23 protein-coding genes are annotated in these 23013 nt (G+C 57.4%); 16 read left to right on the top strand and 7 right to left on the bottom strand.

Annotated elements, in window-relative coordinates; translation table 11 throughout:
- Positions 1 to 130 precede the first annotated feature (130 nt).
- Positions 131 to 1183 carry a hypothetical protein gene (locus GFH31_RS02795; protein ID WP_055205150.1) on the top strand — a complete coding sequence of 351 codons (1053 nt, stop codon included), beginning with the start codon at positions 131 to 133 and terminating at the stop codon, positions 1181 to 1183.
- Here GFH31_RS02795 and GFH31_RS02800 read toward each other — a convergent pair.
- A complete protein-coding gene (locus tag GFH31_RS02800) occupies positions 1180 to 4320 on the bottom strand; it encodes an ATP-binding protein (RefSeq protein WP_153498256.1) in 3141 nt (1046 codons plus the stop codon). The genes GFH31_RS02795 and GFH31_RS02800 overlap by 4 nt on opposite strands.
- A 276-nt stretch (positions 4321 to 4596) precedes the next feature.
- On the opposite strand from GFH31_RS02800, the gene GFH31_RS02805 reads away from it, so the two are divergent.
- The 5 genes from GFH31_RS02805 (at position 4597) to GFH31_RS02825 (ending at position 9400) form a co-directional block, all read left to right on the top strand.
- Positions 4597 to 6030 carry a GH39 family glycosyl hydrolase gene (locus GFH31_RS02805; RefSeq protein WP_172970796.1) on the top strand — a complete coding sequence of 478 codons (1434 nt, stop codon included), beginning with the start codon at positions 4597 to 4599 and terminating at the stop codon, positions 6028 to 6030.
- 1 nt (position 6031) lies between these two features.
- Positions 6032 to 6619 carry a DUF2284 domain-containing protein gene (locus GFH31_RS02810; RefSeq protein ID WP_055204957.1) on the top strand — a complete coding sequence of 196 codons (588 nt, stop codon included), beginning with the start codon at positions 6032 to 6034 and terminating at the stop codon, positions 6617 to 6619.
- Positions 6613 to 7329: an ATP-binding protein gene (locus GFH31_RS02815; RefSeq protein ID WP_101572796.1), complete on the top strand. Its 717-nt coding sequence runs from the start codon at positions 6613 to 6615 to the stop codon at positions 7327 to 7329. Before GFH31_RS02810 ends, GFH31_RS02815 begins: the two co-directional genes overlap by 7 nt.
- Before the next feature lie 249 nt (positions 7330 to 7578).
- Positions 7579 to 8328, top strand: a complete 750-nt coding sequence (gpmA, locus tag GFH31_RS02820) for a 2,3-diphosphoglycerate-dependent phosphoglycerate mutase (protein ID WP_118457617.1) — start codon at positions 7579 to 7581, stop codon at positions 8326 to 8328.
- 19 nt (positions 8329 to 8347) lie between these two features.
- A complete protein-coding gene (locus tag GFH31_RS02825; protein ID WP_101572798.1) occupies positions 8348 to 9400 on the top strand; it encodes a class I fructose-bisphosphate aldolase in 1053 nt (350 codons plus the stop codon).
- A 178-nt stretch (positions 9401 to 9578) separates the two neighbouring features.
- On the opposite strand, the gene GFH31_RS02830 is transcribed toward GFH31_RS02825, so the two are convergent.
- Positions 9579 to 9905, bottom strand: coding sequence for a nitrous oxide-stimulated promoter family protein (locus GFH31_RS02830; RefSeq protein WP_055204949.1), 327 nt, complete (start codon positions 9903 to 9905; stop codon positions 9579 to 9581).
- A gap of 441 nt (positions 9906 to 10346) precedes the next feature.
- Here GFH31_RS02830 and GFH31_RS02835 point away from each other — a divergent pair, with 441 nt between their 5' ends.
- The 3 genes from GFH31_RS02835 (at position 10347) to GFH31_RS02845 (ending at position 12613) form a co-directional block, all read left to right on the top strand.
- The gene (locus GFH31_RS02835) at positions 10347 to 10553 is read left to right on the top strand and encodes a hypothetical protein (RefSeq protein ID WP_055204947.1); all 207 of its coding nucleotides are present in this window, start codon (positions 10347 to 10349) and stop codon (positions 10551 to 10553) included.
- 18 nt (positions 10554 to 10571) lie between these two features.
- Complete coding sequence (locus GFH31_RS02840) at positions 10572 to 10844, top strand: hypothetical protein (RefSeq protein WP_118656193.1); 273 nt, start codon at positions 10572 to 10574, stop codon at positions 10842 to 10844.
- A 104-nt stretch (positions 10845 to 10948) separates the two neighbouring features.
- The gene (locus GFH31_RS02845) at positions 10949 to 12613 is read left to right on the top strand and encodes a hypothetical protein (RefSeq protein WP_101572800.1); all 1665 of its coding nucleotides are present in this window, start codon (positions 10949 to 10951) and stop codon (positions 12611 to 12613) included.
- Between the two features lie 16 nt (positions 12614 to 12629).
- Here the strand turns inward: GFH31_RS02845 and GFH31_RS02850 are convergent, their stop codons facing one another.
- The 5 genes from GFH31_RS02850 to GFH31_RS02870 all read right to left on the bottom strand — a co-directional run bounded on the left by GFH31_RS02850 (position 12630) and on the right by GFH31_RS02870 (position 16036).
- Positions 12630 to 13661, bottom strand: a complete 1032-nt coding sequence (locus tag GFH31_RS02850; protein WP_101572802.1) for an AI-2E family transporter — start codon at positions 13659 to 13661, stop codon at positions 12630 to 12632.
- A 122-nt stretch (positions 13662 to 13783) separates the two neighbouring features.
- On the bottom strand, positions 13784 to 14395 hold the full coding sequence (locus tag GFH31_RS02855) for a response regulator transcription factor (RefSeq protein ID WP_055205147.1): 612 nt from the start codon (positions 14393 to 14395) through the stop codon (positions 13784 to 13786).
- Positions 14395 to 15090, bottom strand: a complete 696-nt coding sequence (locus GFH31_RS02860) for a hemerythrin domain-containing protein (protein WP_101573151.1) — start codon at positions 15088 to 15090, stop codon at positions 14395 to 14397. Before GFH31_RS02860 ends, GFH31_RS02855 begins: the two co-directional genes overlap by 1 nt.
- 89 nt (positions 15091 to 15179) lie before the next feature.
- Complete coding sequence (locus GFH31_RS02865) at positions 15180 to 15539, bottom strand: DUF2023 family protein (RefSeq protein WP_055204940.1); 360 nt, start codon at positions 15537 to 15539, stop codon at positions 15180 to 15182.
- Positions 15536 to 16036 (bottom strand): flavodoxin, encoded by a 501-nt coding sequence (locus GFH31_RS02870; protein WP_055204938.1) that lies wholly within the window; start codon positions 16034 to 16036, stop codon positions 15536 to 15538. Before GFH31_RS02870 ends, GFH31_RS02865 begins: the two co-directional genes overlap by 4 nt.
- A gap of 258 nt (positions 16037 to 16294) precedes the next feature.
- Here GFH31_RS02870 and pstS point away from each other — a divergent pair, with 258 nt between their 5' ends.
- Genes pstS through GFH31_RS02905 form a run of 7 tightly spaced genes read left to right on the top strand, consistent with a single transcriptional unit; the run spans position 16295 to position 23000 of the window.
- Positions 16295 to 17341, top strand: coding sequence for a phosphate ABC transporter substrate-binding protein PstS (gene pstS / locus GFH31_RS02875; RefSeq protein WP_153518033.1), 1047 nt, complete (start codon positions 16295 to 16297; stop codon positions 17339 to 17341).
- Positions 17341 to 18207 carry a phosphate ABC transporter permease subunit PstC gene (pstC, locus tag GFH31_RS02880; RefSeq protein ID WP_055204934.1) on the top strand — a complete coding sequence of 289 codons (867 nt, stop codon included), beginning with the start codon at positions 17341 to 17343 and terminating at the stop codon, positions 18205 to 18207. The genes pstS and pstC overlap by 1 nt, the downstream gene beginning before the upstream one ends.
- Before the next feature lie 2 nt (positions 18208 to 18209).
- The gene (pstA, locus tag GFH31_RS02885; RefSeq protein WP_055204932.1) at positions 18210 to 19088 is read left to right on the top strand and encodes a phosphate ABC transporter permease PstA; all 879 of its coding nucleotides are present in this window, start codon (positions 18210 to 18212) and stop codon (positions 19086 to 19088) included.
- Positions 19076 to 19837, top strand: coding sequence for a phosphate ABC transporter ATP-binding protein PstB (gene pstB / locus GFH31_RS02890; RefSeq protein ID WP_153498254.1), 762 nt, complete (start codon positions 19076 to 19078; stop codon positions 19835 to 19837). Before pstA ends, pstB begins: the two co-directional genes overlap by 13 nt.
- A 13-nt stretch (positions 19838 to 19850) precedes the next feature.
- Complete coding sequence (locus tag GFH31_RS02895) at positions 19851 to 20534, top strand: phosphate signaling complex PhoU family protein (protein ID WP_055204928.1); 684 nt, start codon at positions 19851 to 19853, stop codon at positions 20532 to 20534.
- 2 nt (positions 20535 to 20536) lie between these two features.
- The gene (locus tag GFH31_RS02900) at positions 20537 to 21220 is read left to right on the top strand and encodes a response regulator transcription factor (protein ID WP_101572805.1); all 684 of its coding nucleotides are present in this window, start codon (positions 20537 to 20539) and stop codon (positions 21218 to 21220) included.
- A complete protein-coding gene (locus GFH31_RS02905) occupies positions 21198 to 23000 on the top strand; it encodes an ATP-binding protein (protein WP_228385787.1) in 1803 nt (600 codons plus the stop codon). Before GFH31_RS02900 ends, GFH31_RS02905 begins: the two co-directional genes overlap by 23 nt.
- Positions 23001 to 23013: the final 13 nt, after the last annotated feature.

Raw genomic sequence — 23013 nt, forward strand, 5'->3', positions numbered from 1 at the left:
GATAGTAAAGATAAGCATAATCCGCCGATAAAACCGCATCTTTCGGGACAGCGCAACCCTCCGTTGCGGGAAAAACGTCCCATTCGGGCGAAAATGATTACCTTTGCAGTCGTTCCCGAAAAACACGGCTATGAACATTCGCCCCCCCGAAACCCGGCTGTTTGCAGATCCGACGAAAAGAAAAAGATACCTTTTCGCCCTGACAATGATCCTGCTGATGGTAGCGGTCGCCGAACTGTCCGGCGAAAAAGAGATCATTTTCCCGGAAATGGCAGCCCTCACGATCGGCATGTGGATAGTCGACAAGCAGGTATGGCGGGTCAGCCGCGCGCGGATGGTGGCGCTGATGACCGCAGGCGCCGTAGCCGGAGTCTGCATCGTGCGCTACTCGCCGCTGCCGCTGATAGCCGACATCGCGGTTTCGTTCGCCTTTACGGCCGTATGCCTGATGCTGTTCCGCGCTTCGCTGCCCCCGCTGATCTCGGCGGGCATGCTGCCGATCCTGCTTGGCACCGACAGTTGGATCTATCCGGCGGCCGTACTGACGATGACCCTGACCGTAGCGGCCGGGCAACGCCTGATGGAACGGGGCCGCCTGCGGACGGCAGCCGATTTTACGCCGGCTGCAACGGAGTGGAAAAAAGAGACGCTCCGTTGGTTGTTCCTGCTCAGCACGATTCTAGTCGTCGCGGCCGTTCCGGTCTATACGTCGAACCTCTATTTCATTCTGCCGCCGCTGATAGTCACCTACGTCGAATTCGCCGGATCGAAAGCGGGCTTCCGAAACCGGCCGGTTCAGATCTTCCTGCTGCTGACGGCCGCCGCTTTCCTGGGCACGCTGTTCCAGTGGGCCGGGCACGTCCGTATGCAATGGCCCGAATGGGCGGTAGCGCTCGCGGTCTTCACCAGCCTGTTCCTGCTGTTCGAACGCATCGGCAAATTTTTCGCTCCGGCCGGAGCGGTCGCGCTGATCCCGATGATCGTGCCGCAGGAAGACCTACCGCTACTGCCCTTCGAGATCGCCGCCGGCGCAGCCCTGTTTATCGCCGCGGCAATGCTGCTGTTCCAGCAATGTTACCGGTGGCAGCGGGCTCAGTTGATCGTTTGCCTGGTTCCGGTTCCGCTGCGGAAACACCTGAACCGGGACGGACGCCGGATGCGGAAAGCGGTACGGAAATTTTAGATCAGCGTCATCCGGGACTGCAACATGTCCAGTATCTGCCCTTTCAACTGTTTCGCATTGATCGGCTTGGGCATGTAACCGTCGAAACCGTTCTGCATCACTTTCTGCTCGTCCGACGCGAAAGCGAAGGCGGTGACAGCGAGCACGGGCACGTCGGAAGATATTTTACGGATCTCGCGCGTGGCTTCGTAACCGTCCATCACCGGCATATTGAGATCCATCAGCACCAGGTGCGGCCGGTATTGTTCGAATAATTCGACGGCCTCTTTTCCGTTCCACGCATGTACCAGCCGGTAATCGTGCCGGAGAATGGTTTCGAACAGTCTGTAATTACTGTCGTCGTCCTCGGCGATCAGGACGGTCAGTTTGTCTTTTTCGACCGCCACGAGCGGACGCTCTTCCGGCTCGTCCTCCGGCCGGAGCGTGGCCGGCGTATAAGGGATCGTGAACCAGAACGTCGAACCTTTGCCCTCTTCGGACTCCACGCCGATCCGTCCGCCCATGTGCCGGACGATCGTATGGCAGATCGAAAGGCCGAGACCGGTGCCCTGTTCGAAGTGGTTCAGCTTGACGAACCGTCCGAAAACGCTGTCTTTCTTATCCTGCGGAATTCCGCAGCCGGTATCGGTCACGTAACAATAGATCTCCTGACCGCGCAGTTCGTAGCCGAACCGGATACTTCCCTGCTTGGTAAATTTGATCGCATTGGATATCAGATTGATCAACAATTGGGAAAGCCGGTTTCTTTCGGAGCGAATAGGACATTCGGCCAAGGGCCGTTCGAACGCCAGCTCCACCCGATCCGTCTTCAGGCGCATCCGCATCACGCGTTCCTTCTCCTGCATCAGTTCGTTCAGATCGAAATCCGAATAGACGAATTCGAGCGTTCCGGCTTCGATCTTCGACAGATCGAGAATGTCGCCGATCAACTGCAACAACAATGCGTTGTTGTTCTCGATAATGCCGACGTACTCCTGCTTCTCCTGCTCCGAATCGGACAATGCCAGAATCCCCGAGAAACCGACGATCGCATTCAGCGGCGTCCGGATTTCGTGGCTCATATTAGCGAGGAAAGCCGACTTGAGCCGGTTGGACTCTTCCGCCCGGTCTTTGGCCGACATCAACTCTTGCTCCATCTTCTTCCGCTCGGTAATCACCTGCGACGAACCGACCAGCACCAGCGGTTTGCCCGATCCATCCCATGTCTCGACGGCCGCCTGCGCCTCCACCCACTCCTGCCGCCTACCCCGGCCTTCGCCGACGATCACCCGGTACTCCTCCTTCACTTTCGCTACCCGGCCTTCCGCCAAATCCCGGTAAGCGCGGCGCACCCTTTCCCGGTCTTCCCGGCGGATTTTGGCGAAATACTGCGTATCCGGCACGGAAAGCTGCTCTTCCCGGACATCGCCGTCCAGTCCGCCCAGTTCGATCGGCCGGTTCACATCGCACAGAATGGTGCGTTCCCGCAGGTTCCACTTCCACGGAACGATGCTGGCTATCTCCAGGGCCATCGACAACTTCTTGTTCGTAGTGGAAAGTTTCTGCTGCACGTCGTGAAGCTGGGTGCTGTCCAGGCAAAATACGTCTATAATTCCCGGCATATGCGAACAGCACAGCACCACCTCGTAGAACGTGTCGATCGACTTAAAATAGTAAGTAAAAGTAATGCTCCGCCGTTCGGCGATCGCGATCCGGATAAAATGCAGGAATTCGGGCATCGACTCGGGAAAAATTTCGCTTCCCTTCTTGCCGATAATTCGCTCCTTGGGATAGAACGACCGTTCGAAAGACCGGTTCACGTCGCAGAACACGGTATCGACCGGATCGCCGGATTCGTCCAGCACTACACGCTCCTGCATGTATATGATCGGCATGTTGTCGAACAAGTTCGTATAGTTTTCACCGATCTGGATCTCCCGCAGTTGCGCCTTACTGAGTTTTTGTAACATGCGGTTGCGCTTCGACTGAAAAAGAAGCAGGGCGACGACGAAAAGAACGACCGTCCCGAAAAGGACGTACTTGTACTGCTCGAAAAAAGAGGGAGGCCGGTTGTAAACCACCGCCCCTTTCGGCGTATCGGCCAGAGAAAACCCGTTGCCGACCAGCGATTCGTAATTGAACGTAGGAATGCCCCGCGGAAAATAAAACGGAATATCCCGCGGCTGACGACCGGCCAGCACCCCGGAAATGGTTTCGATCAACTTTTTATTGAACGCTTCTTGACTGTAAACGAAACCGCCGACGATACCGTTGGAATCCCTGATCCCCGACGGATGCAATGAAAAAAACGGCAGGGCGAACGTGGTGATTCCCCGGTAAGCGTCCGTCATCAGCACGGTATTGCCCACGAAGTTTTTTTTATACCACCAGGACGAATAGAGTACGCCCGTGGTTTTCCTGTCGATCGTTTTCAAAGAATCGAACAACTGCCCGGTCGTCATGTCCGCCGCGGAAAAATAACGGTAGCTTAGTTCCGGATAATCCGTCCGCATCAGTTCGGAGAGTTCCTGTTCGTCCTGCCGGTTGATATACAAGTCGTCGCCCAGGAATACCAGCTCTTTCATTCCCGGAATCATCCGGCGCATCAGATCGACGCTCTGTCGCAGAAAAACGGGCGTTTGCAAGACCGTCAGGTTGTACTCCGAAACCAATTCGGACAACGGGGTTCTCTGATCGGGCGGAATCGGATTTCGCTTCAGATACAGGCTGTCCGTTCCCACATACTCCTTGTCCGCGCAAAAAAGGATCGGAATGTCGCCCCAGTGTTTTTTTACATCTTCCAGCAATATCTTCGCCGGGTTCCCGATCAACAGCAGCATCCGGGGCGGGTGTTCCCGGTAATTCGCGAACAGCCTCCGCTTGAACTCGGTCGCCAGCGTATCGTTGTCGATCAACAACATGTTCATGTATTCGGAATACACGTTCAGGTTCTCGATCCCGGCGGCCATGTTGATGACAGGAATAATGATGTCGTTGCTCCATGCGGAGGCCTCGGCATAAACGCTGACGACCAGCATATAATCGGTTCCCCGACCCTGCTGTTTTCCGAATCCGGGAAAAACCGCGAGCAGGCAAAAAACAAAAAGCAATCCGCCCTTTATCAGGCGAAACAAACGGACATCAGGCCTATCTATCATAATAAACTATATACAAACCTCTTAACATTCGACCTCATTGCGCGCACAATGATATACAAATATATACCTTTATTCTTGCAAAATGCACGATACGAGTTTTTTTATAATCCACCGGGAGCCGTCCCGCCCGGGATTTCGAACGCAATAGGGCTGGAATATGTTTTAAACGGGTTTTCTCCATACAAAACTTCCGTAAAAGCCCTATCGCTTCGGTTTCGCGGAACGAATGAAATTCCGTATCTTTGCAATAAATCCGGAACAATGAAAAACCGTCGCATGAAAAAAAAGACGATCCTGAAATACCTGCTCGCCGTTCTGGCGTGCACCGGATTCGCAGCCGCCGCACGGGCAGCCCTGCAAGACGTCGTTTCCGGGGAAGACCGGCAGACGACGATCCGGGTCTATCCGAGAGAGTCCGCCGGAAAGATCAAACCGGTGAACGGCGGCAACCTGGCCCCGCCGCTCGAAGACGAAGAGATGCCCGGATGCAACCTCCGCGAAGCGTTCGCCGGAATGCACATCCCGATCACGCGGCTGCACGACGCTCCGCTGGAGAATCCCGGCATGAGACTGGTCGATCTTCCGCTGATCTTCGCGAATCCCGAAGCGGACGCGGAAGATCCGGACAACTACTATTTCGCCCAGACGGACGACTATATTGCGAATTGCATCGCGTGCGGCACGGAAGTCTATTACCGGCTGGGAACCTCGATCGAGCACAGCGTCAACAAATATTTCGTGCACCCGCCCGAAGACGTGCGAAAATGGGTCGACGTCGCATCGAACGTCATCCGTCACTACACGGAAGGAAAATGGAACGGGTTCCGTTACGACATCCGTTACTGGGAGATATGGAACGAACCCGATCTGGGCCCGAAAATGTGGACCGGGACGTTGCAGCAGTTCAACGACTTCTATGCGCAGGCGGCGACCGAACTGAAAAAACGCTTCCCGCACCTGAAATTCGGCGGGCCAGGGCACTGCGCCTTCGGCGAACAGGCGGTCAGGGATTTCGCAGGGAACTGCGCCCGTCACAAAGCGCCGCTGGACTTCTACTCGTTCCACTACTACTCGCCCACCGATACCGAATTACTGCAAATGGCCGTAGACGCACGCCGGTATCTGGACGAATGCGGCTATCCCGAGACGGAGATCCACTTGAACGAATGGCACTACAACCCGTACGGCGGAGCGCTGTGGAACATGGGCCCGGCGGAGCAGAACGAAGCGATCCGGTTCATGCGCGGACTGGAATCGGCGGCTTTCCTGAACACGGTGATGATCGGCTGGCAGGATACGCCGCTCGACAAAGGATTCTACTACACGGTCACCACGACGCGCTGGGGCGTATTTGAAAACCGGACGCCGGTCAAAACTTACTACGGCATGAAAGCGTTCGGCGAGTTGACCGCCTATCTCGAACGGGTACGCACCGAAACGGACGGTATGCCCGCCGGAAGCCGCGTGCTGGCCGGCACGGACAGCCTGGGCAACCTGGCGATCCTCGCCGCCTGCTGGAAATCGGGCCCCCGCGAGTTCACGCTGGACATCGATGGCATCGGGAAATTCGCCCGAACCGAAGTATTCCTGCTCGACGAAACGCACGACCTGAGCCGGGTGTTCGAAACCGGGCGGACGGCAGGTCCGTTGAAGATCGGGACGGTTTCCGACTCGGGCGTGATCCTGATCCGGCTTTCGAAAAACGACTGACATGTACCGAACCGAAGAGACCGCCGCGACGATCCCGGCCGGGGAGTACGTCGCCCGCTACCGGAACGCTGAAAAATTCATCGTATTCTGCCAAGCATGTTCCCGCTACGGCGCCTGCTGGGCCTGTCCGCCGCACGGATTCGATGCGGACGAATACCTGTCCGGATACCGCACGGCGTTGATCATAGGCACACGGATCATCCCCGAGCCGTCCGCCCGCGCCGAATGCGCGACGCCGGAACAAGGCCGGCAGGCGGGACAGCGGATGATCGTCGAAGTCCGGCGGACGCTCGACGCCCGGCTATTGGAACTCGAACGGAAATATCCGGGCAGCCGCGCTTTTTATGCCGGAACCTGCCACCTGTGCCCGGAAGGGACATGCGCCCGGAGCGAAGGCCGGCCGTGCCGCTATCCCGACCGGATACGCCCTTCGCTGGAATCCCTCGGTTTCGACATCGGGAAAACCGCGTCGGAATTGCTGGGCATCGAACTGAAGTGGAGCGAACCCGGATCGTCCGGACTGCCCGAATATTTCACACTGGTCAGCGGCTTTTTCTCCAGCCGCCCCGCAAACGACGGATCATGGTAAGCGGGAAGCGCGAAAAAGCCGTTTTCAACTGGAGCGGAGGAAAAGATTCCGCGCTGGCGCTGTACAAGGCGCAGCAGAGCGAAGCCTACGAAATCGTATCGCTGCTGACGACCGTGAACCGCGACAACGCGCGCTCGTCGATGCACGGCATCCCCGTCGGACTGCTTCGTCGGCAGGCCGACAGCATCGGCCTGCCGCTCTACACGATAGACCTCGCGCCGGACGGCACGATGGAGAACTACGAAGAGGCGATGGCGGCGGCGGTCGGACACTTCAGGGATACGGGCGCCGATCGTTTCATTTTCGGGGATATTTTCCTGCACGACGTGCGCTCCTACCGCGAAAAGCAACTGTCGCCCTACGGCATCACGGTCGTCGAACCGCTGTGGGGCAAATCTTCCGCGGAAATCATGCGGGAATTTCTCGCCTCGGGCCTGCAAACCGTGATCGTCACGACGACCGCCGACCGGCTCGGCCGCGACTTCATCGGGCGGCGAATCGACGAAACGTTCGTACGGGACCTGCCCGACGGCGTCGACGTATGCGGCGAAAACGGCGAGTACCACACGTTTTGCTACGCCGGCGGTCCGTTCCGCACGCCCGTGCAGTTCGCGCTCGGCGAACCGTTGCAGCGCAGGTACCCGGTCAAACTGGACGACGGCACGGTAAAAAACTACGCCTACTGGTTCGCCGACATCCGGGAAGGCTGATCCGCCCGCGCGCACCTACCCTATCGTTCTCCCTCGCCGGCAACAATACCTACCTCCGGGTATTGCTTTAAACGGACGATTTTACTTTTTTTACTCCTTAAAACAACGGGGCCGCAGGTTATTGCACACTATTTGCACAGAACCGATATCCGGAGCGTCGCGGCGACGGAGAGCCGCGCATCCGCCGCACGGGCACGGAACGCCAGCCTGCAACCGCGTCCGACATGGAAAATCAAACCGCATAAGACTATGAAAAAAATCGTTTTGCTCCGACACGGAGAAAGCACCTGGAACCGGGAAAACCGCTTTACCGGCTGGACAGACGTCGACCTGACCGAAAAAGGCGTCGCCGAAGCCGACAGGGCCGGCGAATTGCTGAAAAAAGAGGGTTTCGCATTCGACAAAGCCTATACTTCGTACCTTAAACGCGCCGTCAAAACGCTCGACCGCGTGTTGGACAAGCTCGACCAGGACTGGATCCCGGTCGAAAAGAGCTGGCGGCTGAACGAAAAGCATTACGGTATGCTGCAAGGACTCAACAAAAGCGAGACAGCCGCCAAATACGGCGACCAACAGGTGCTCGTCTGGCGACGCAGCTACGACATCGCACCCGATCCGCTCGCCGAGGACGATCCGCGCAACCCGCGTTTCGACCCGCGCTACCGGCTGGTTCCGGACGGGGAACTGCCGCGCACCGAATCCCTGAAAGAGACGATCGAACGGATCATGCCGTACTGGCAGTGCGCGATCTTTCCGAACCTGAAAATGGCCGACCAGTTGCTGGTCGTCGCGCACGGCAACAGTCTGCGGGGGATTATCAAGCATCTGAAGCGCATTTCGGACGACGACATCGTCAACCTGAACCTGCCGACGGCCGTACCGTACGTCTTCGAATTCGACGACCGGCTGAATCTTACGAAGGATTATTTTCTCGGCGATCCGGAAGAGATCCGCAAACTGATGGAAGCCGTCGCCCGCCAGGGTAAAAAACAACAATAAATTTAAACCGTTATAGAATATGAGCCAGATCATCAATTTATTGGGAGACAAAACCGAGTATTACCTGAATCACGTTTGCCGGACGATCGACAAGTCGCTGATCCACATCCCGTCGCCGGACACGGTCGACCGGACATGGATTCCGTCCGACCGCAACGTCCGCACGCTGTGCAGCCTGCAAACGCTGCTCGGCCACGGCCGGCTGGCCGGCACGGGCTACGTGTCTATCCTGCCGGTCGATCAGGACATCGAACACACGGCCGGCGCGTCGTTTGCTCCGAACCCGGTCTATTTCGACCCGGAAAACATCGTCAAACTGGCAATCGAAGGGGGCTGCAACGCCGTAGCTTCGACGTTCGGCAACCTCGGCGCAGTGGCCCGCAAATACGCGCATAAGATACCGTTCATCGTCAAGCTGAACCACAACGAGTTGCTGACCTACCCGAACACGTACGACCAAGTGCTGTTCGGATCGGTCGACGAGGCGTGGAACATGGGAGCCGTCGCGGTCGGCGCGACAATCTATTTCGGTTCGGAGCAGAGCCGACGGCAGTTGGTCGAAATTTCGGAAGCCTTCGAACGGGCGCACGAACTGGGTATGGCGACGATCCTGTGGTGTTACCTGCGCAACGGCAGTTTTAAAAAAGACGGCGCCGATTACCACGCGTCGGCCGACCTGACCGGGCAGGCCGATCACCTGGGCGTCACGATCAAGGCCGACATCGTCAAACAGAAACTGCCGACCAACAACGGCGGGTTCACCGCGCTGCATTTCGGCAAAACGAACGAAAAAATGTACATAGAGTTAGCGTCCGACCATCCGATCGACCTGTGCCGCTACCAGGTGGCCAACGGTTACATGGGCCGCGTCGGACTAATCAACTCCGGCGGCGAATCGCACGGCGTATCCGATCTGAAAGACGCCGTCATCACGGCCGTCGTCAACAAACGCGCCGGCGGCATGGGGCTGATCAGCGGACGCAAAGCGTTCCAACGCCCGATGAAAGAGGGCATCGCGTTGCTGCACGCGATTCAGGACGTTTACCTCGATCCCGGCATCACTATTGCATAATCTACCGGCAATAGGTTCCGGCAAATCCGCTGAATAATTCAAACCGGCATCCATCGAAAAATCGCTGGGTGCCGGTTCTTTATGCCGTTCGTTCCGGAAAACCGTCCCCCGCGATCTCCGAAAACGGGATACCCGCCGCAGGACATCGCCTTACGAAAAGCCGCTACGACCCGGAAAATTACCGGCCGCCGAAAAGCCGCAGACGGCAGAGCAAGTGCCCGAACGCATCGAGCGGACGATACCACAGCAGGCGGGGACCCGCATAACGCATCACGCACCGCATCCGTTCCCGCATGGATATTTTGTAGCAATGAACGGGGCATTTCTTGCAAACCGGTTTCCTGTCGCCGAACCGACAGCAATCCAACCGGACAACGGCATACGCGAGCAATTCCCGACACTCCGGACAAAGCTCCCGGTTCCCTTCCCGGTGGATACAGTAAAAACGGATCATCCGCTCGACGACCCGCTTCTCATAGTTTATCCGCCCCCCCGGAAAAATCATACGTCCGATCTTACAATCACTCAACTCGCTGCAAATCAATTATCCACAAATCTCGAATACGGCACCGTACAGAAACGATCATTACCGCCATACCCGTTTTCCAAACCGCCCGGACATCTCGCAATTCCGCCGTACCAAAGCATTTTGTACAAATATAATCAAATTGTACGGATATTTGTATTTTATCCGGACGCTGTTTACTCCCGTCTCCGGGAAATACCCTCGCCGCATAACATGCTATTTTAGAAACGGAAACCGTCACGGCCCCGTTCCGAAAGAACGGTTCCGACTGACAGAAAACTCATTTATCCCGGACCGAATGCAGTATCCCCGACACCGTACAGCGCTAAAAATTTTAGTCACTTTCACTATTATTTTTCATTTAGATCCAAATACTTAAGAAATTCGGACCGAAACCGATCCGACCAATTATCGATATGTATGCATTCTATCAGTTATTTAATCAGAGCAAAAGAAATCCAGGACTTTGCAGCACAATTTTACGAACCGGGACGGCACGACAAATGTTACAAACAGGTTTGGCTGAAACACGTATTTCCTAAATACGGCTTCAACTACGATACGTTCCTGCGTTACATGCGCGTGGACACCAGTTGTCTCGAAGAACTTCTGGTCGAACAGGAATAAAACCGACCGACAGCGGCTATGGCGATCCAGGATTTCCATTTCGTTCCGGGAGAGCTGTATCTTTTCTCCCTCGATCCCCGGCACCACGACCCGGACCGCTGCCTGTGGGGAATTTTCGACAAACTCGAAAACGGGAACGTCGTTCTGGAGGTCATGACCGACGGATTGACCCGATTTTACAGGGACGCCTGCGTCCCTCCCGAATACGTATCCGTCAGGCGGGCGACCCGCAACGAACTCAAAGATTTCTATTTCAGTTACGGGCACCGGAGCGGGAGAACCGGAGAATAAAATCTTCGGCAGATAATCCGCATCGTCGAATATCTCATCCATCGACCGGCGATTTGGACAGGAATTTGCAAGCTATGCATTTTATTCGTAAAATGCACAGAATTATGGAAACTACCGAAAGAAAACCGCGTTTCAGAAAAATCGTCCGGACGGCGGGGATCGTCGTCGTCGCCGTCCTGCTGCTGCTTGCGGGCGCAAACCTCTGGATCGGCCGGATCGTCCGGCAAAAGATCGAAAAAGAGGTCGCCGAGCAGACCGGCGGAACGTGCCGGATCAGCATCGACCGGGTGCGTTTCAATCCGGTCGGCCGGTCGATGCGGCTCAAAGGCATCGTCCTGACGACCGACAGCTTGCTGCTCGCAAAACGACATCCCGGCCTGCGGATGTTCCGGCTCACCGCAGCACAGCTTTCGATCGGCGGAATCCGCCTGACGCAACAAGACGGAGACCGGACGCCGACGATCGCCGAAATCGAAGTGTCGGCACCGCACGTCGACATCGTCCGCAACTTCAGCGACTCGGTTCCACCGGTCGACTCGCTGCAACGGGCATCCGGACAGACCGTCCGGACGATCGGCATCGGCCGGCTCCGGATCGCGGACGGCTCGGTAACGTACTGCGAGATCCGGAACGGACGGCAGACATGCCATACGTTGCGGGGACTCTCCGTACAAACCGACGATTTCCGCCTGAACGCCGGGAATGCGAACGACAGCGGATGGCTCGACAACGGCATCCGCACTTCCGTCGAATCGGTAAACTATCAGCTCGACGAAGGAGCGGTCGCGTTGCAGGCCGATACGCTGATAATCGACACCCGCAAAGGCGAATGCTCGGTAGCGGGCGTCCGCCTGTTGCCGCAATACCCGAAAAGCGAATTCGCCTCGCTGGTAGCAGGCCATCCGGACTGGACGCAGGTCGTCGCAGGCCGGATCGCGTGCACGGGAGTGGACTATCCCGAGATCGCGCGGAACAAAAAGCTGAAAATCGACAGCGTATGGATCGGCAACGTGGAAATCGGCAGCTTCAAGAACCGACAGATCCCGCAAAAACAGCGCATCAAACCGCTCTTTTACCAATCCCTGCAAAAACTCTCTTTCGGAGTGGAAGTTCGTAGAATAAGTTTCAGCGACATTCGCGCCGTGTACGAAGAACTGTCGGCGACGGGAACCGTTCCGGGTACCGTCACCTTCGACAGTCTGAGAGGCGACCTGTACGGACTCGCCAACGCCGCCTCGCCGGAACATCCGCGCATCACCCTGAAAGCCAGCGGGCGACTGATGAACCGGGGAGTCTTACAGGCGACCTTCCTGCTGCCGGCCGATTCGCTGGACGACCGTTTCGAAGTGGACGGAAAGCTCGGCCCGATGGAACTGCAGGCGATGAACCGGGCGATCGAACCGCTGGTGAACGCGCGAATCAATACGGGGCGAATCGACGGAATGAATTTCCGCATCGCAGGAGACTCTCGTCAAGCCGACGTACAATTACTACTGCTGTACGACAGCCTGAACGTCTCGCTAATGAAACAGGAGAAAGACGGGCCCAAGGCCCGCCGGTTGCTTTCGGCCATCGTAGACGACCTGTTGATCCGCACCGGCAATCCGGAAGACGGAGTGACCCGCACCGGCGAAGGCGCGACCGAACGGGATCCCTACCGCTCGCAGTTCAACTACCTGTGGAAGTCGCTGATGCCGGGTATCAAACAGACGGTCGTCGGACACGGAACGGTCGTCAAAAGACACCGCCACCGGGACGACCGGCGATAAGCGGCCGTCCGCCGGTTCAGGATTCCGACGGCGGCAGCAACCGGTATTCCTTGTAATAGATCCGAATCAACAGCAGGAAGGCGGAGATCAGCAGCGGCCCGAAAATAATCCCCCAGAAGCCGAAAAGCGGAATCCCGAGGATCACCCCGAAAATCACGATCAGCGGGTGGGTATTGGAGATCTTCTTCATCAGGATGATCCGGCACAGGTTGTCTACGTTGGCCACGATCAGTATGCCGCACGCGATCATGATGATCCCCATCCAGACGCTGTCGTCGAAAATCATATAAACGCCCATCGGCACGGTGACGATCGCGGTGCCGACCATCGGTATCAACCCGCAGACGGCCGTCACGAAAGCCCAGAAGACCGCATTGTTGACGCCCAGCGCCCAATAGACCAGAAAGGAGGCCGCCGCCTGCGCGAACATGACCAGCGGAATGCCGACGGCATTGCTGAAAATAATGCTCTTGACTTCGCTGCGAATCACCTGCTGGCTATGACCGCGGAACGGCAGGTAGCGGTTCGCGCTTCGTTCCATAGTCCGAGCGTGCAGCAGCATGAAATAAAGGATCACGAGCATCATGAACACGTTCGCTGCGAAACTGTAAGTCGTATTGAGCAGCATCGAGGCCATTTTCGTGATCGTCCCGCCGGAACCTTTGACGATATTTTCCGGCACGATCGCAAAGCCCAGCAGATGGTTCGCCCGCCGGAGCAGTTCGTTGAAAACGTCGACGATTTTCGAGGTGTCCACGTTCGGGATCTCGGAGGCGATCACCTCGAAAATCAGAAATCCCAGCCCGGACAGCAGCAGCGTCGTAGCCAACACCAGCATCAGCGAGGCGACCCAGGGCTTCCAGTTCCAGCGCTCGGTCAACCGGAACAGCACCGTCCGCAACACGACGTACATCGTGATCGCCCCGAGGAACGATCCTACGAAAAATTGGAGTTGTGTAAAAATTACCAGCCCGATCGTAATCAGGATGCCGATATAAAGCAGTTGCCGGAAAAAAGCGTTGTTTTTCCCTATCGTTCCGTCTGTCATAGCTCTAAGAATGGATATTGCGGATCACTCCGCAAATATTTCACCAATTTTTCGGTGAAAGCAAAAACAAAACGAAAAATCGGGACGATCCGGACGGAACGGCGATTCCGGGCGGCGGGGAATTACCCGGCCGCGACGGTCTCTCCGATCTCGTCGAGTTCGACCAGCTTGTTGACGATCGCATAGATGGTCAACCCGGCCGGACTGTGTATCCGCAATTTGCCGGCGATGTTGCGGCGGTGGGTAATCACGGTATGCGCCGACAGGCACAACCGCTCGGCGATCTGCTTGTTGGTCATCCCCTTCACCACGCAGACCACAACGTCTTTTTCCCGCGGACTCAGCAGGTCGCGCCGGGATTCGGGTTTTTCGTCCCGGTTGGCGAGACGGGACAGTTTGAGCCGGATCTGTTCGGCCGTATCGTACAGGGAGATCGTCTCGTCGTAGATCCTCAGCGACAGGGCGTCGGCCAGCGCACATTGCAGGGCCACGCATTTCATCGTCTCGCACCCCGATTCGTGCCGGATGCGCTGCAACGAAAAAAGCCCCGGCAACGCCGGATTCACGATCAGGATGTCGGGCTTCTGCCAGCAAAGCGACTTGACCAGTTGTTCGGGATCGGCGATCTCCACGACGCTCACATTCAGTCCGGGTAGCCGTTTCAGCACCGCAAGAAGACCGCTGCGGATAATCTGCGAAGACTCGGCTACGGCTATTTTCAACGAAACGCTCATCATTGCGAACCGTTTTTACGCTCCAGTTCCACGACCGCCGGAACGAACAGGTGGTCTTCGATCCGATTGTGCGAAGCCAGGTCGCGCTCGCACGAAAAAATATCGAACAACGCGCTGTTGAGTTCGTTGCTGCCGCTGCCCGGATAGTAGCGGATCAGGATGTTCTTCAACTCCGTCAGCCGGGCCTCCACCTGATCGTGCTGTCTCCGGAAAATATCGATCCTGTACCGTCCCTTCTTACGCCCTTCGAGCAAAGAACGGACATAAGGAAAAACTTTCTCTTCTTCGTAAAGCATGTGCCTGCGCACCTCAGCCGCATATTCATCGAAAAAACGGAGCACGGCGAACGAAACGTCGCCGTGATCGCTGCCGAGCGCATCGGCCAGTTCGCGGCGGATCACCGGCAGACGAAAATCCAGGAAATAGGCGTGCGAATTCTGCAAGTACCGTACGAGCGCTCCGACCGACAGCGGAGCATCGGCCGGAGCGGCTGATTCGTCCTCGTCCAACAGCAGGTTCACGACGGCCAGAAAAGTCGGCGTATCGACCCCGTTGTCCGCGCACACCTGCGCGATATCCTTGTCGCCGAACCCGAGCGAAATACCGAACCTGCTAACTACCAGAAGAATCGGATAGTTTTCACAGATCAGGTCGCCCATTTTGTCGGTTTCCTTATATTGACTGAGTCTGTACATGGCATGAGTCTTTTGACGGATGGGAGCATTCGGCGTAAAGATAGCGTTTTTCTCCGGAAACGCGAAGTCCGGCACGCCGCCTCCGCCGGTCATAGGGCGAACCGGCTCCGCTGCCGGCAAAAGCGTTCGCACTGCTGGATGATATCGTAACCGAGCATGGCCCCCAGCATGAAATCCTGCTCCGGGGTGAGCCGGTTCAGCGGCTTGTCGATAAAGGCCCGCACCGCATCCAAACAGGCGCGTTTTCCGAAATAAAGGTTCACTTTATTGTCCGTCACTTCCTGAATCAGGTACTCGATCCGCTGCCCCCGAAGCCGTTCTGCCACCAGCGCGGCGCAGGTCGGGCACATCGTGCAGAGCACCAGATTCCGAACTCCTTTCTTGAATTCGTAAATCTGGTGCATGAAGATTTTCAGTTCGCCGAAACGGACGTAATCCTGTTCGCTCATACCCCTTCCTCTTTCAGTACCGCGATCCATTGCTTCAGGTGTTCCGACGAAACGGCTTCCGAGTCCGCCTCGTCGATAGCCAATCCGACGAACTTTCCGTCCTCGCACACTTTCGAATCGGTAACGGAATAGTTCTGCGGCGCGTAGGCTCCGACGAACCGACATCCCGTCCCGGCGAGCTCCTCGCGCAGAATCCCGACGGCGTCGCAGAACGTATCGGGATACATGCTGCTGTCGCCGCATCCGAACAGTGCCACGCTCTTCCCGGACAGATCCTGCCCTTTGAGCCCTTCCAGAAAACCGAACCAATCGTCCTGCAACTCCCCGCATCCCCATGTGGAGGAGCCCAGCAGCAGGCAATCGTAACGCTGAACCGCATCCGCCGCCGCGCCGGCCACATCGTGCACGTCCGCCGCGGCGATTCCCAACTCCTCCGCGATGCGGCCGGCCAAAGAACCGGTAGTCCCGGTAGTGCTTCCGTAAAATATTCCTTTCATTTCCAAATTTGTTTTTCGTTTGATGCAAAAGTAGCAAACCGGCCCCGGCGGAAAAATACCCAGAAAAAGCGAAAAAAGAGAGCCCCGATACCTAAAACCGTCAACCGAGGTCCGTTCCTTGCATTACCAACGCCTTAGAAAAGAGTGCCGTAAAAAGGGCGTTTCGCAAAGTAACCGTTTCGTAACAATCGCTTAACGGGAGCGTAACAACAAACCCCTAATATTGCAACATCAATTTAACGACTAAAATTTCGAGAAGTGAAAAAATTGATTCTCATCGCATTGGCCGCCGTTCTGGCCGCCTGCGGACAATCTCCGAAAGGGAGCGGCCGGGAAAAACTGGCCGGCGCGGGCGCAACGTTCCCGCTGCCGTACTATAATCTTGCATTCAAGACCTATCGCGACAGCGTTCCGGCGGAAGTCTCCTACGGCGGTATCGGAAGCGGCGGCGGCATCCGCAGCCTGAAAGACCGGATCGTCGATTTCGCCGGCAGCGACGCCTACCTGACCGATGCGGAAATGGCCGCGATGCCCGACAGCGTGATCCACATCCCGACCTGCATGGGCGCCGTGGTAATGGCCTACAACCTGCCGGGCGTGGAAAAATTGAAACTGACCGGCGAACTGGTGGCCGATATCTACCTGGGTAAAATTACCCGCTGGAACGACGCCCGCATCCGCGGGATCAACCCCAGCGTACAGCTTCCCGATCTGGAGATCCATCCGGTATACCGTTCCGACGGCAGCGGCACGACTTTCGTATTCAGCGATTACCTGACAAAAGTAAGCCCCGCATGGAAAGAGACGATCGGGGCCGGCAAATCGCTCGAATGGCCGGCCGGCCTCGCCGCCAAAGGCAATCCCGGCATATCGGGGACAGTCAGCCAGACCGAAGGGGCCGTCGGCTACATCGGGTCGGAATACGCTTTTGCACAGCATATCAGCTACGCGAGCCTGCAAAACAAGGCGGGCCGCTTCATCGACCCGACCCTCGAAAGCATCTCGGCAGCGGCCGCGGGCGACCTGCCGACCGACACGCGTTGCATGATTACCGATCCGGACGCGGCGGACGCTTACCCGATCAGTTGCTTTACGTGGATTCTGCTGTACAAGGAACAAGGCTACGACAAGCGCACCCGCGAACAGAGCGAAGCCCTCGTCGACTTGCTCGGATGGATGCTCGGCAGCCAAGCGCAGGATCTGGCCGGCAAGGTCAATTACGCCCCGCTGCCGCAACAGGTGATCGACAACGGGCGCGCACAACTGGGCACAGTTACGTATAAAGGAGAAAAACTGCTGAAGTAATGATCCGCACAGCCGCACGCGACCGTATTTTCAAAGGACTGCTGCTGGCGGCGGCGGCCGCCATCATACTGATCTGCGGGGGAATGTTCTACTCGCTGATCAGCGGAGCGGCGCCGGCGTTCGACCATTTCGGCTTTTTCCGCTTCATCGCCTCGTCGGACTGGAACCCGAAGACCGGCTCCGAAAGCTACGGGGCGCTGCCGTTCATCGCGGGGACCGTGCTGACTTCGCTGCTGGCCATGCTGTTCTGCCTTCCGCTGTCGCTGCCGGTCGCCCTTTTCACCGGCGAATATTTCCGGGGCCGGCGGATCGCGAAAGTAATCGGTACGGTGATCGACCTGCTGGCCGGCATCCCGTCGATCGTCTACGGGCTGTGGGGATTCTACGTGATCCGGCCGGTGATCGTCGACCTGGGACTGTCGTCGCAGGGATTCGGCATCCTGACCGCATCGGTCGTACTGGCGATCATGGTGATCCCGTATGCCGCGTCGCTCAGTTCGGAGTTTATCTCGATGGTGTCGCGCGAACTGAAAGAAGGAGCGTACAGCCTCGGCGGAACGCGGCTCGACGTGATCCGCCGCGTCGTCTTTCCGGTCGCCGGGTCGGGTATTTTCGCCAGTTACGTGCTGGCGCTCGGGCGTGCGCTCGGCGAGACGATGGCCGTCACGATGCTGATCGGTAACACGAACCTGATTCCGACCGGCCTGACCGCCACCGGCAACACGATGGCCAGCGTCATCGCCAACCAGTTCGGCGAGGCCGACGGGCTGAAGCTCAGCTCGCTCGTCGCCATCGGGCTGCTGCTTTTCATTATCACCGCCGTAATCAACCTGATCGGGCGGCTCATTCTTCGTAAATTCCGATAACTATGACGATAACGGTTCCTAAATCGCGGACGCGGTTCCGCAAGGCGAAAGAACGGGCGTTCTTCTACGTGGTCTGCGGATTCTCGCTGCTCACGGCCGTCCCGCTGCTGCTGATCATCTGGGAAGTGGTGCGCAAGGGATACCGGCAGATCTCGCTGTCGTTCTTCACCGAGAACGCGCCGAGCACGCTGGACGCGATGCTGGCCAAAACGGCCGGCGAGTCGATCCCCGGAGGCATCGCGAACGGCATCCTCGGCACGCTGTCGATGACGCTGATCGCGGCGCTGATCGCGATCCCGTCGGGGATTCTCGCAGGAGTTTACCTGTCAGAAAAGCGTAAAACGGCGTTCGCAGGCATCGTACGTTTTCTGACCGAACTGCTGCAAGGCACCCCGTCGATCGTGATCGGGATCATCGCCTACGCCTGGATCGTCGTACCGCTGGGCAGTTACTCGATGCTGGCCGGCAGCGTGGCGCTTGCCGGAATCATGCTGCCGCTGATCGTCCGCTCGACCGAGGAGACGCTGAATATGCTGCCTTCACCGCTGAAAGAAGCCGGGCTGGCGCTCGGAGCGCCTTACCGCTCGGTCGTGATGCGTATTCTGGTGCCGTCGGCTTTCGGCGGGATGTTCACCGGCATCCTGCTGGCCGTATCGCGGGCGATGGGCGAAACCGCCCCGCTGATGCTGACCGCGCTGGGCTGCGCAACGCTGAACTTCGACCCGCTGCACCCCACTTCGGCCGTTCCGCTGCTGATCTGGGAGTTCTACAACGATCCGAACCTCGTCGACCTGATCTGGGGCTGCTCGCTGCTGCTGCTGATCCTGACGCTGGTGCTGAATATCATTGCCAAACGAATCGCTGCAAAATGGAAAATCTGAAACTGCAAATAAACGACCTGTCGGTCGCCTACACTCCGGAAAAACTGGCCGTGAAACACGTCACGACGGGCATCCTCGAACGGACGATCACGGCGATCATGGGCCCGTCGGGCTGCGGTAAAAGCACGCTGCTGCGGGCGATCAACCGTATGCACGAGCTCTATCCGGACATCCGCGTAACGGGCGAAATCCTGCTCGACGAACGAAATATATTCAAAATGAATCCGATGGAGGTGAGACGGATGGCCGGCATGGTGTTCCAGCGGCCGAACCCGTTCCCGACGATGAGCATTTACGACAACGTGCTGGCCGGATACAAGCTGAACGGCATCCGGTTGTCGAAAGCGCAGAAGGACGAGATCGTCGAAACGAGCCTTACGAGCGTCGGACTCTGGAGCGAAGTGCGCGATTCGCTGTTCCGCAAAGGAGGATTCCTCTCCGGCGGACAGCAGCAACGGCTGTGCATCGCCCGCGCGATCGCGCTGAAACCCGAAGTGCTGCTGATGGACGAACCGACCTCGGCGCTCGACCCGATCGCGACGCACCGCGTCGAAGAGCTGATGCTCGAACTGAAAAAAGAGTTCACGATCGTTATCGTAACGCACAATATGGCGCAGGCGGCGCGTATCTCGGACTACTCGCTGTTCATGTACCTCGGCGAGCTGGTCGAATCCGGCCGCACGCAAAACCTGTTCACCACACCGAAAGACAAACGGACCGAAGAGTACCTCTCCGGCCAGTTCGGATAAAAACACACCTATTATGAACCGATTGAAAGACACCGTTTTAAAACCGGTAGGCGACCAGTTCGACCGGCTGACCGAACTCATCCTGAGACAACTCTCCATCACCCGGCAACTGCTCGCGGGAAATTCGTCCGCCGAACTGCGCGACGAACTGAACCGCAACGAAAGCGCGATCGACGGCCTGGAAGTCTCGATCCGCGACGAAGTGGTCAACGTGATCGTACTGCACGCGCCGCGCGCCTCGAACCTGCGGATCATCATGGCCTGCTACGATACGACCTCGAATCTGGAGCGCATCGGCGACCTGATCCACAACGTCTACGAATTCACCGGCGGCACGGCCGTCAGCACCGGACTGTACCGCCGCAAAAGCGACGGACTGCTCAAAATGTTCGACCTGGCGGCGGATATGGTGAAAAACGTTATTTTTGCGATGAACTGCAGCGACGAACGGCTGGCGCGCGAAGTGATCCGCAGCGACGACCGCGTGGACGAATGGTGGCGGCGGATTTCCGGCGAGTTGAAAAGCACGGGAACCCAGCGGACGCTGACGGCCGAAGAGATGGAAGGGATGCTGTCGGTTTTCGGCATCGCGAACAACCTCGAACGCATCGGCGACCAGGCGACGAACATCGCCGAGGCGGTGATTTTCGTTACCGAAGGGAAAGACATCAAGCACACGGACAAAAACCTGTTGTAAAAATGGCAAAACGCGAGAAAATACTGGTCGTGGACGACGAACAGGATCTGTGCGAGATCCTGCGCTTCAACCTCGAATGCGAAGGGTTCGCCGTCGAAACGGCCGAATCGGCCGAGCAGGCCCTGAAAATGCTGCCGGACGGCTACGACCTGATCCTGCTGGACGTGATGATGGAAGGGATGTCGGGATTCCGGATGGCAGAAAAGGTGCGCAAGGAGCAGAAACTGCAAGTTCCGATCGTCTTCCTGACGGCCAAGGACACCGAAAACGACCTGCTCACCGGATTCAGCCTCGGAGGGGACGACTACATTCCGAAACCGTTCTCGATCAAGGAAGTGACGGCCCGCGTAAAGGCCGTGCTGAAACGGAGCGCCGCAGCGCCGGCCGATACGAACCGTACGATCGAACTGGGCGAACTGACGATCGATCCCGAAACCAAGAGCGCGACGCTCGGCAACGAACACATCCTGCTGACCAAAAAGGAGTTCGAAATCCTTATGACGCTGGCGCGGACTCCGAACAAGGTTTTTTCGCGGGAGGATATTCTCGAACGCGTCTGGAAAAAGGAGTCCTACGTGCTCGAACGCACCGTAGACGTGCACATCACACGGCTGCGCAAAAAACTGGGAACGTTCGGCGAACGCCTGACGAACCGTTCCGGATATGGATACTGCATCGAATTTTAACCCGATAACCGATACCGCCATGATGCGCCTGAGCTATCGAAAAAAACTGTTTTTTTACTTCCTGATCGTATTCGCCGTTTTCGCGGCGATCGTCGTCTTCGTCCAGCAAAACCGCGAACGAACCTTCAGAAACGACGAGTTCAAACGGGGAATGGACGTTTACGCGACGCTGATCTCGAAATACATCGCCGAAAACCATCTGACCGCTCCGGATTCGATGTCCCGGCTTGACAGCCTGCTGCCGCTGCTGCCCCGGGATCTGCGGATAAGCATCATCGACCGGCGCGGCAACGTGCTGTTCGACAACGGCTCCGACGGAAAACCGATCGTCGAGAACCACCTGTCGCGGCCCGAAATCGCCCAAGCGCTGATCCGCGGCGGCGGAAGCCACATTCGGCACTCGGCAACCACCGGAAAAACTTATTATTACTATGCGCGGCTGTTCGGCAACGATTTCGTCCGGGTGGCGCTGCCTTACGACAACGCGGCGAAACTGAGCCTGAAAGCGGACGATTTCTTTCTTTATTTCATGTTGCTGCTTTTCTTTGTCGCGCTGATCTCGTTGCTGTACCTGTCCGACCGTTTCGGCAAGGCGGTCAGCGGATTGCGCGACTTTCTGGTCTCGACCGAGAACAACCGTCCCGATTTCGACAAGGTCAGATTCCCGGATACCGAACTCGGCGAGATAGGCAACCGCATCGTCACCAATTACCGGCTGCTGCGCGAAAGCCGCAACCTGCTCGATACGGAACGTGAAAAACTGATCCGCCACTTCCACTATTCGGACGAGGGAATCTGCATCTTTTCGCCGGACGGAGACAAAATTTATGCGAACTCGCACTTCATACAGCACCTCAACACGATCCTCGACGAACCGACCTCCGACGCGACCGCAATTCTCCGGGCCAAAGATTTCGGCGACCTGCGCGAATTCCTGCAACGGCACCGGCCGGTCAACCCGCAGTCGGCCTCGATCCCGATCTACGAAACCAAGCTTACCCGGGAAGGCCGTCATTTCGCCGTCCGGCTGCTGATTTTCAACGACAACAGTTTCGAAATCACGCTCGATAACATCACCGCGCAGGAGAAAAACCGGCTGCTGAAACAGGAGATGACCAACAACATCGCGCACGAACTGAAAACCCCCGTCACCAGCATCCGGGGATACCTCGAAACCCTGCTGCAACAGCACGAGATCAGTCCGGACAAACAGCGCTTCTTTCTCGACCGGGCTTATACCCAGGCATTGAGACTGTCCGACCTGATCCGCGACGTCGCGCTGATCACCAAGATCGAAGAGGCGACCGACTTGTTCGAGCGCAAACCGGTCGACCTGAAACAGGTCGTCGAAGAGGTGATCGCCGACCATAAAAATACGCTGGACGCTCACCGCGTGCAGATCGTCGACCGCATCGGCCGCGGAACGACGGTCGAAGGAAACCACACGCTGCTTTACTCGATCTTCTGGAACCTGACCGACAATGCGGTCAATTACGCCGGCGAAGGCGTCACGATCACGATCGAGCAATACGCCGAGGACGACGATTTCTACTACTTCTCGTTCCACGACAACGGCTGCGGCGTACCGGAGGCCGATCTGGAAAAAATATTCGTCCGTTTCTACCGGGTCGACGAAGGTCGGAGTCGCAAAAACGGAGGATCGGGACTCGGACTGTCGATCGTCCGCAACTCGGTATTGTACCACAAAGGACGCATCTCGGCCAAAAACCGGAAAGAAGGGGGACTCGAATTCCTGTTCTCGCTGGCCAAAAAGAGCTGACCGAAACGCGCTT

It is taken from the genome of Alistipes sp. dk3624 (genome assembly GCF_009557455.1).
GTDB lineage: Bacteria > Bacteroidota > Bacteroidia > Bacteroidales > Rikenellaceae > Alistipes_A > Alistipes_A hominis.

Coding starts and splice junctions, on each gene's coding strand:
- GFH31_RS02795 (WP_055205150.1), top strand. CDS start 131: ATGAACATTCGCCCCCCCGAAACCCGGCTGTTTGCAGATCCGACGAAA.
- GFH31_RS02800 (WP_153498256.1), bottom strand. CDS start 4,320: ATGATAGATAGGCCTGATGTCCGTTTGTTTCGCCTGATAAAGGGCGGA.
- GFH31_RS02805 (WP_172970796.1), top strand. CDS start 4,597: ATGAAAAAAAAGACGATCCTGAAATACCTGCTCGCCGTTCTGGCGTGC.
- GFH31_RS02810 (WP_055204957.1), top strand. CDS start 6,032: ATGTACCGAACCGAAGAGACCGCCGCGACGATCCCGGCCGGGGAGTAC.
- GFH31_RS02815 (WP_101572796.1), top strand. CDS start 6,613: ATGGTAAGCGGGAAGCGCGAAAAAGCCGTTTTCAACTGGAGCGGAGGA.
- gpmA (WP_118457617.1), top strand. CDS start 7,579: ATGAAAAAAATCGTTTTGCTCCGACACGGAGAAAGCACCTGGAACCGG.
- GFH31_RS02825 (WP_101572798.1), top strand. CDS start 8,348: ATGAGCCAGATCATCAATTTATTGGGAGACAAAACCGAGTATTACCTG.
- GFH31_RS02830 (WP_055204949.1), bottom strand. CDS start 9,905: ATGATTTTTCCGGGGGGGCGGATAAACTATGAGAAGCGGGTCGTCGAG.
- GFH31_RS02835 (WP_055204947.1), top strand. CDS start 10,347: ATGCATTCTATCAGTTATTTAATCAGAGCAAAAGAAATCCAGGACTTT.
- GFH31_RS02840 (WP_118656193.1), top strand. CDS start 10,572: ATGGCGATCCAGGATTTCCATTTCGTTCCGGGAGAGCTGTATCTTTTC.
- GFH31_RS02845 (WP_101572800.1), top strand. CDS start 10,949: ATGGAAACTACCGAAAGAAAACCGCGTTTCAGAAAAATCGTCCGGACG.
- GFH31_RS02850 (WP_101572802.1), bottom strand. CDS start 13,661: ATGACAGACGGAACGATAGGGAAAAACAACGCTTTTTTCCGGCAACTG.
- GFH31_RS02855 (WP_055205147.1), bottom strand. CDS start 14,395: ATGAGCGTTTCGTTGAAAATAGCCGTAGCCGAGTCTTCGCAGATTATC.
- GFH31_RS02860 (WP_101573151.1), bottom strand. CDS start 15,090: ATGTACAGACTCAGTCAATATAAGGAAACCGACAAAATGGGCGACCTG.
- GFH31_RS02865 (WP_055204940.1), bottom strand. CDS start 15,539: ATGAGCGAACAGGATTACGTCCGTTTCGGCGAACTGAAAATCTTCATG.
- GFH31_RS02870 (WP_055204938.1), bottom strand. CDS start 16,036: ATGAAAGGAATATTTTACGGAAGCACTACCGGGACTACCGGTTCTTTG.
- pstC (WP_055204934.1), top strand. CDS start 17,341: ATGATCCGCACAGCCGCACGCGACCGTATTTTCAAAGGACTGCTGCTG.
- pstA (WP_055204932.1), top strand. CDS start 18,210: ATGACGATAACGGTTCCTAAATCGCGGACGCGGTTCCGCAAGGCGAAA.
- pstB (WP_153498254.1), top strand. CDS start 19,076: ATGGAAAATCTGAAACTGCAAATAAACGACCTGTCGGTCGCCTACACT.
- GFH31_RS02895 (WP_055204928.1), top strand. CDS start 19,851: ATGAACCGATTGAAAGACACCGTTTTAAAACCGGTAGGCGACCAGTTC.
- GFH31_RS02900 (WP_101572805.1), top strand. CDS start 20,537: ATGGCAAAACGCGAGAAAATACTGGTCGTGGACGACGAACAGGATCTG.
- GFH31_RS02905 (WP_228385787.1), top strand. CDS start 21,198: ATGGATACTGCATCGAATTTTAACCCGATAACCGATACCGCCATGATG.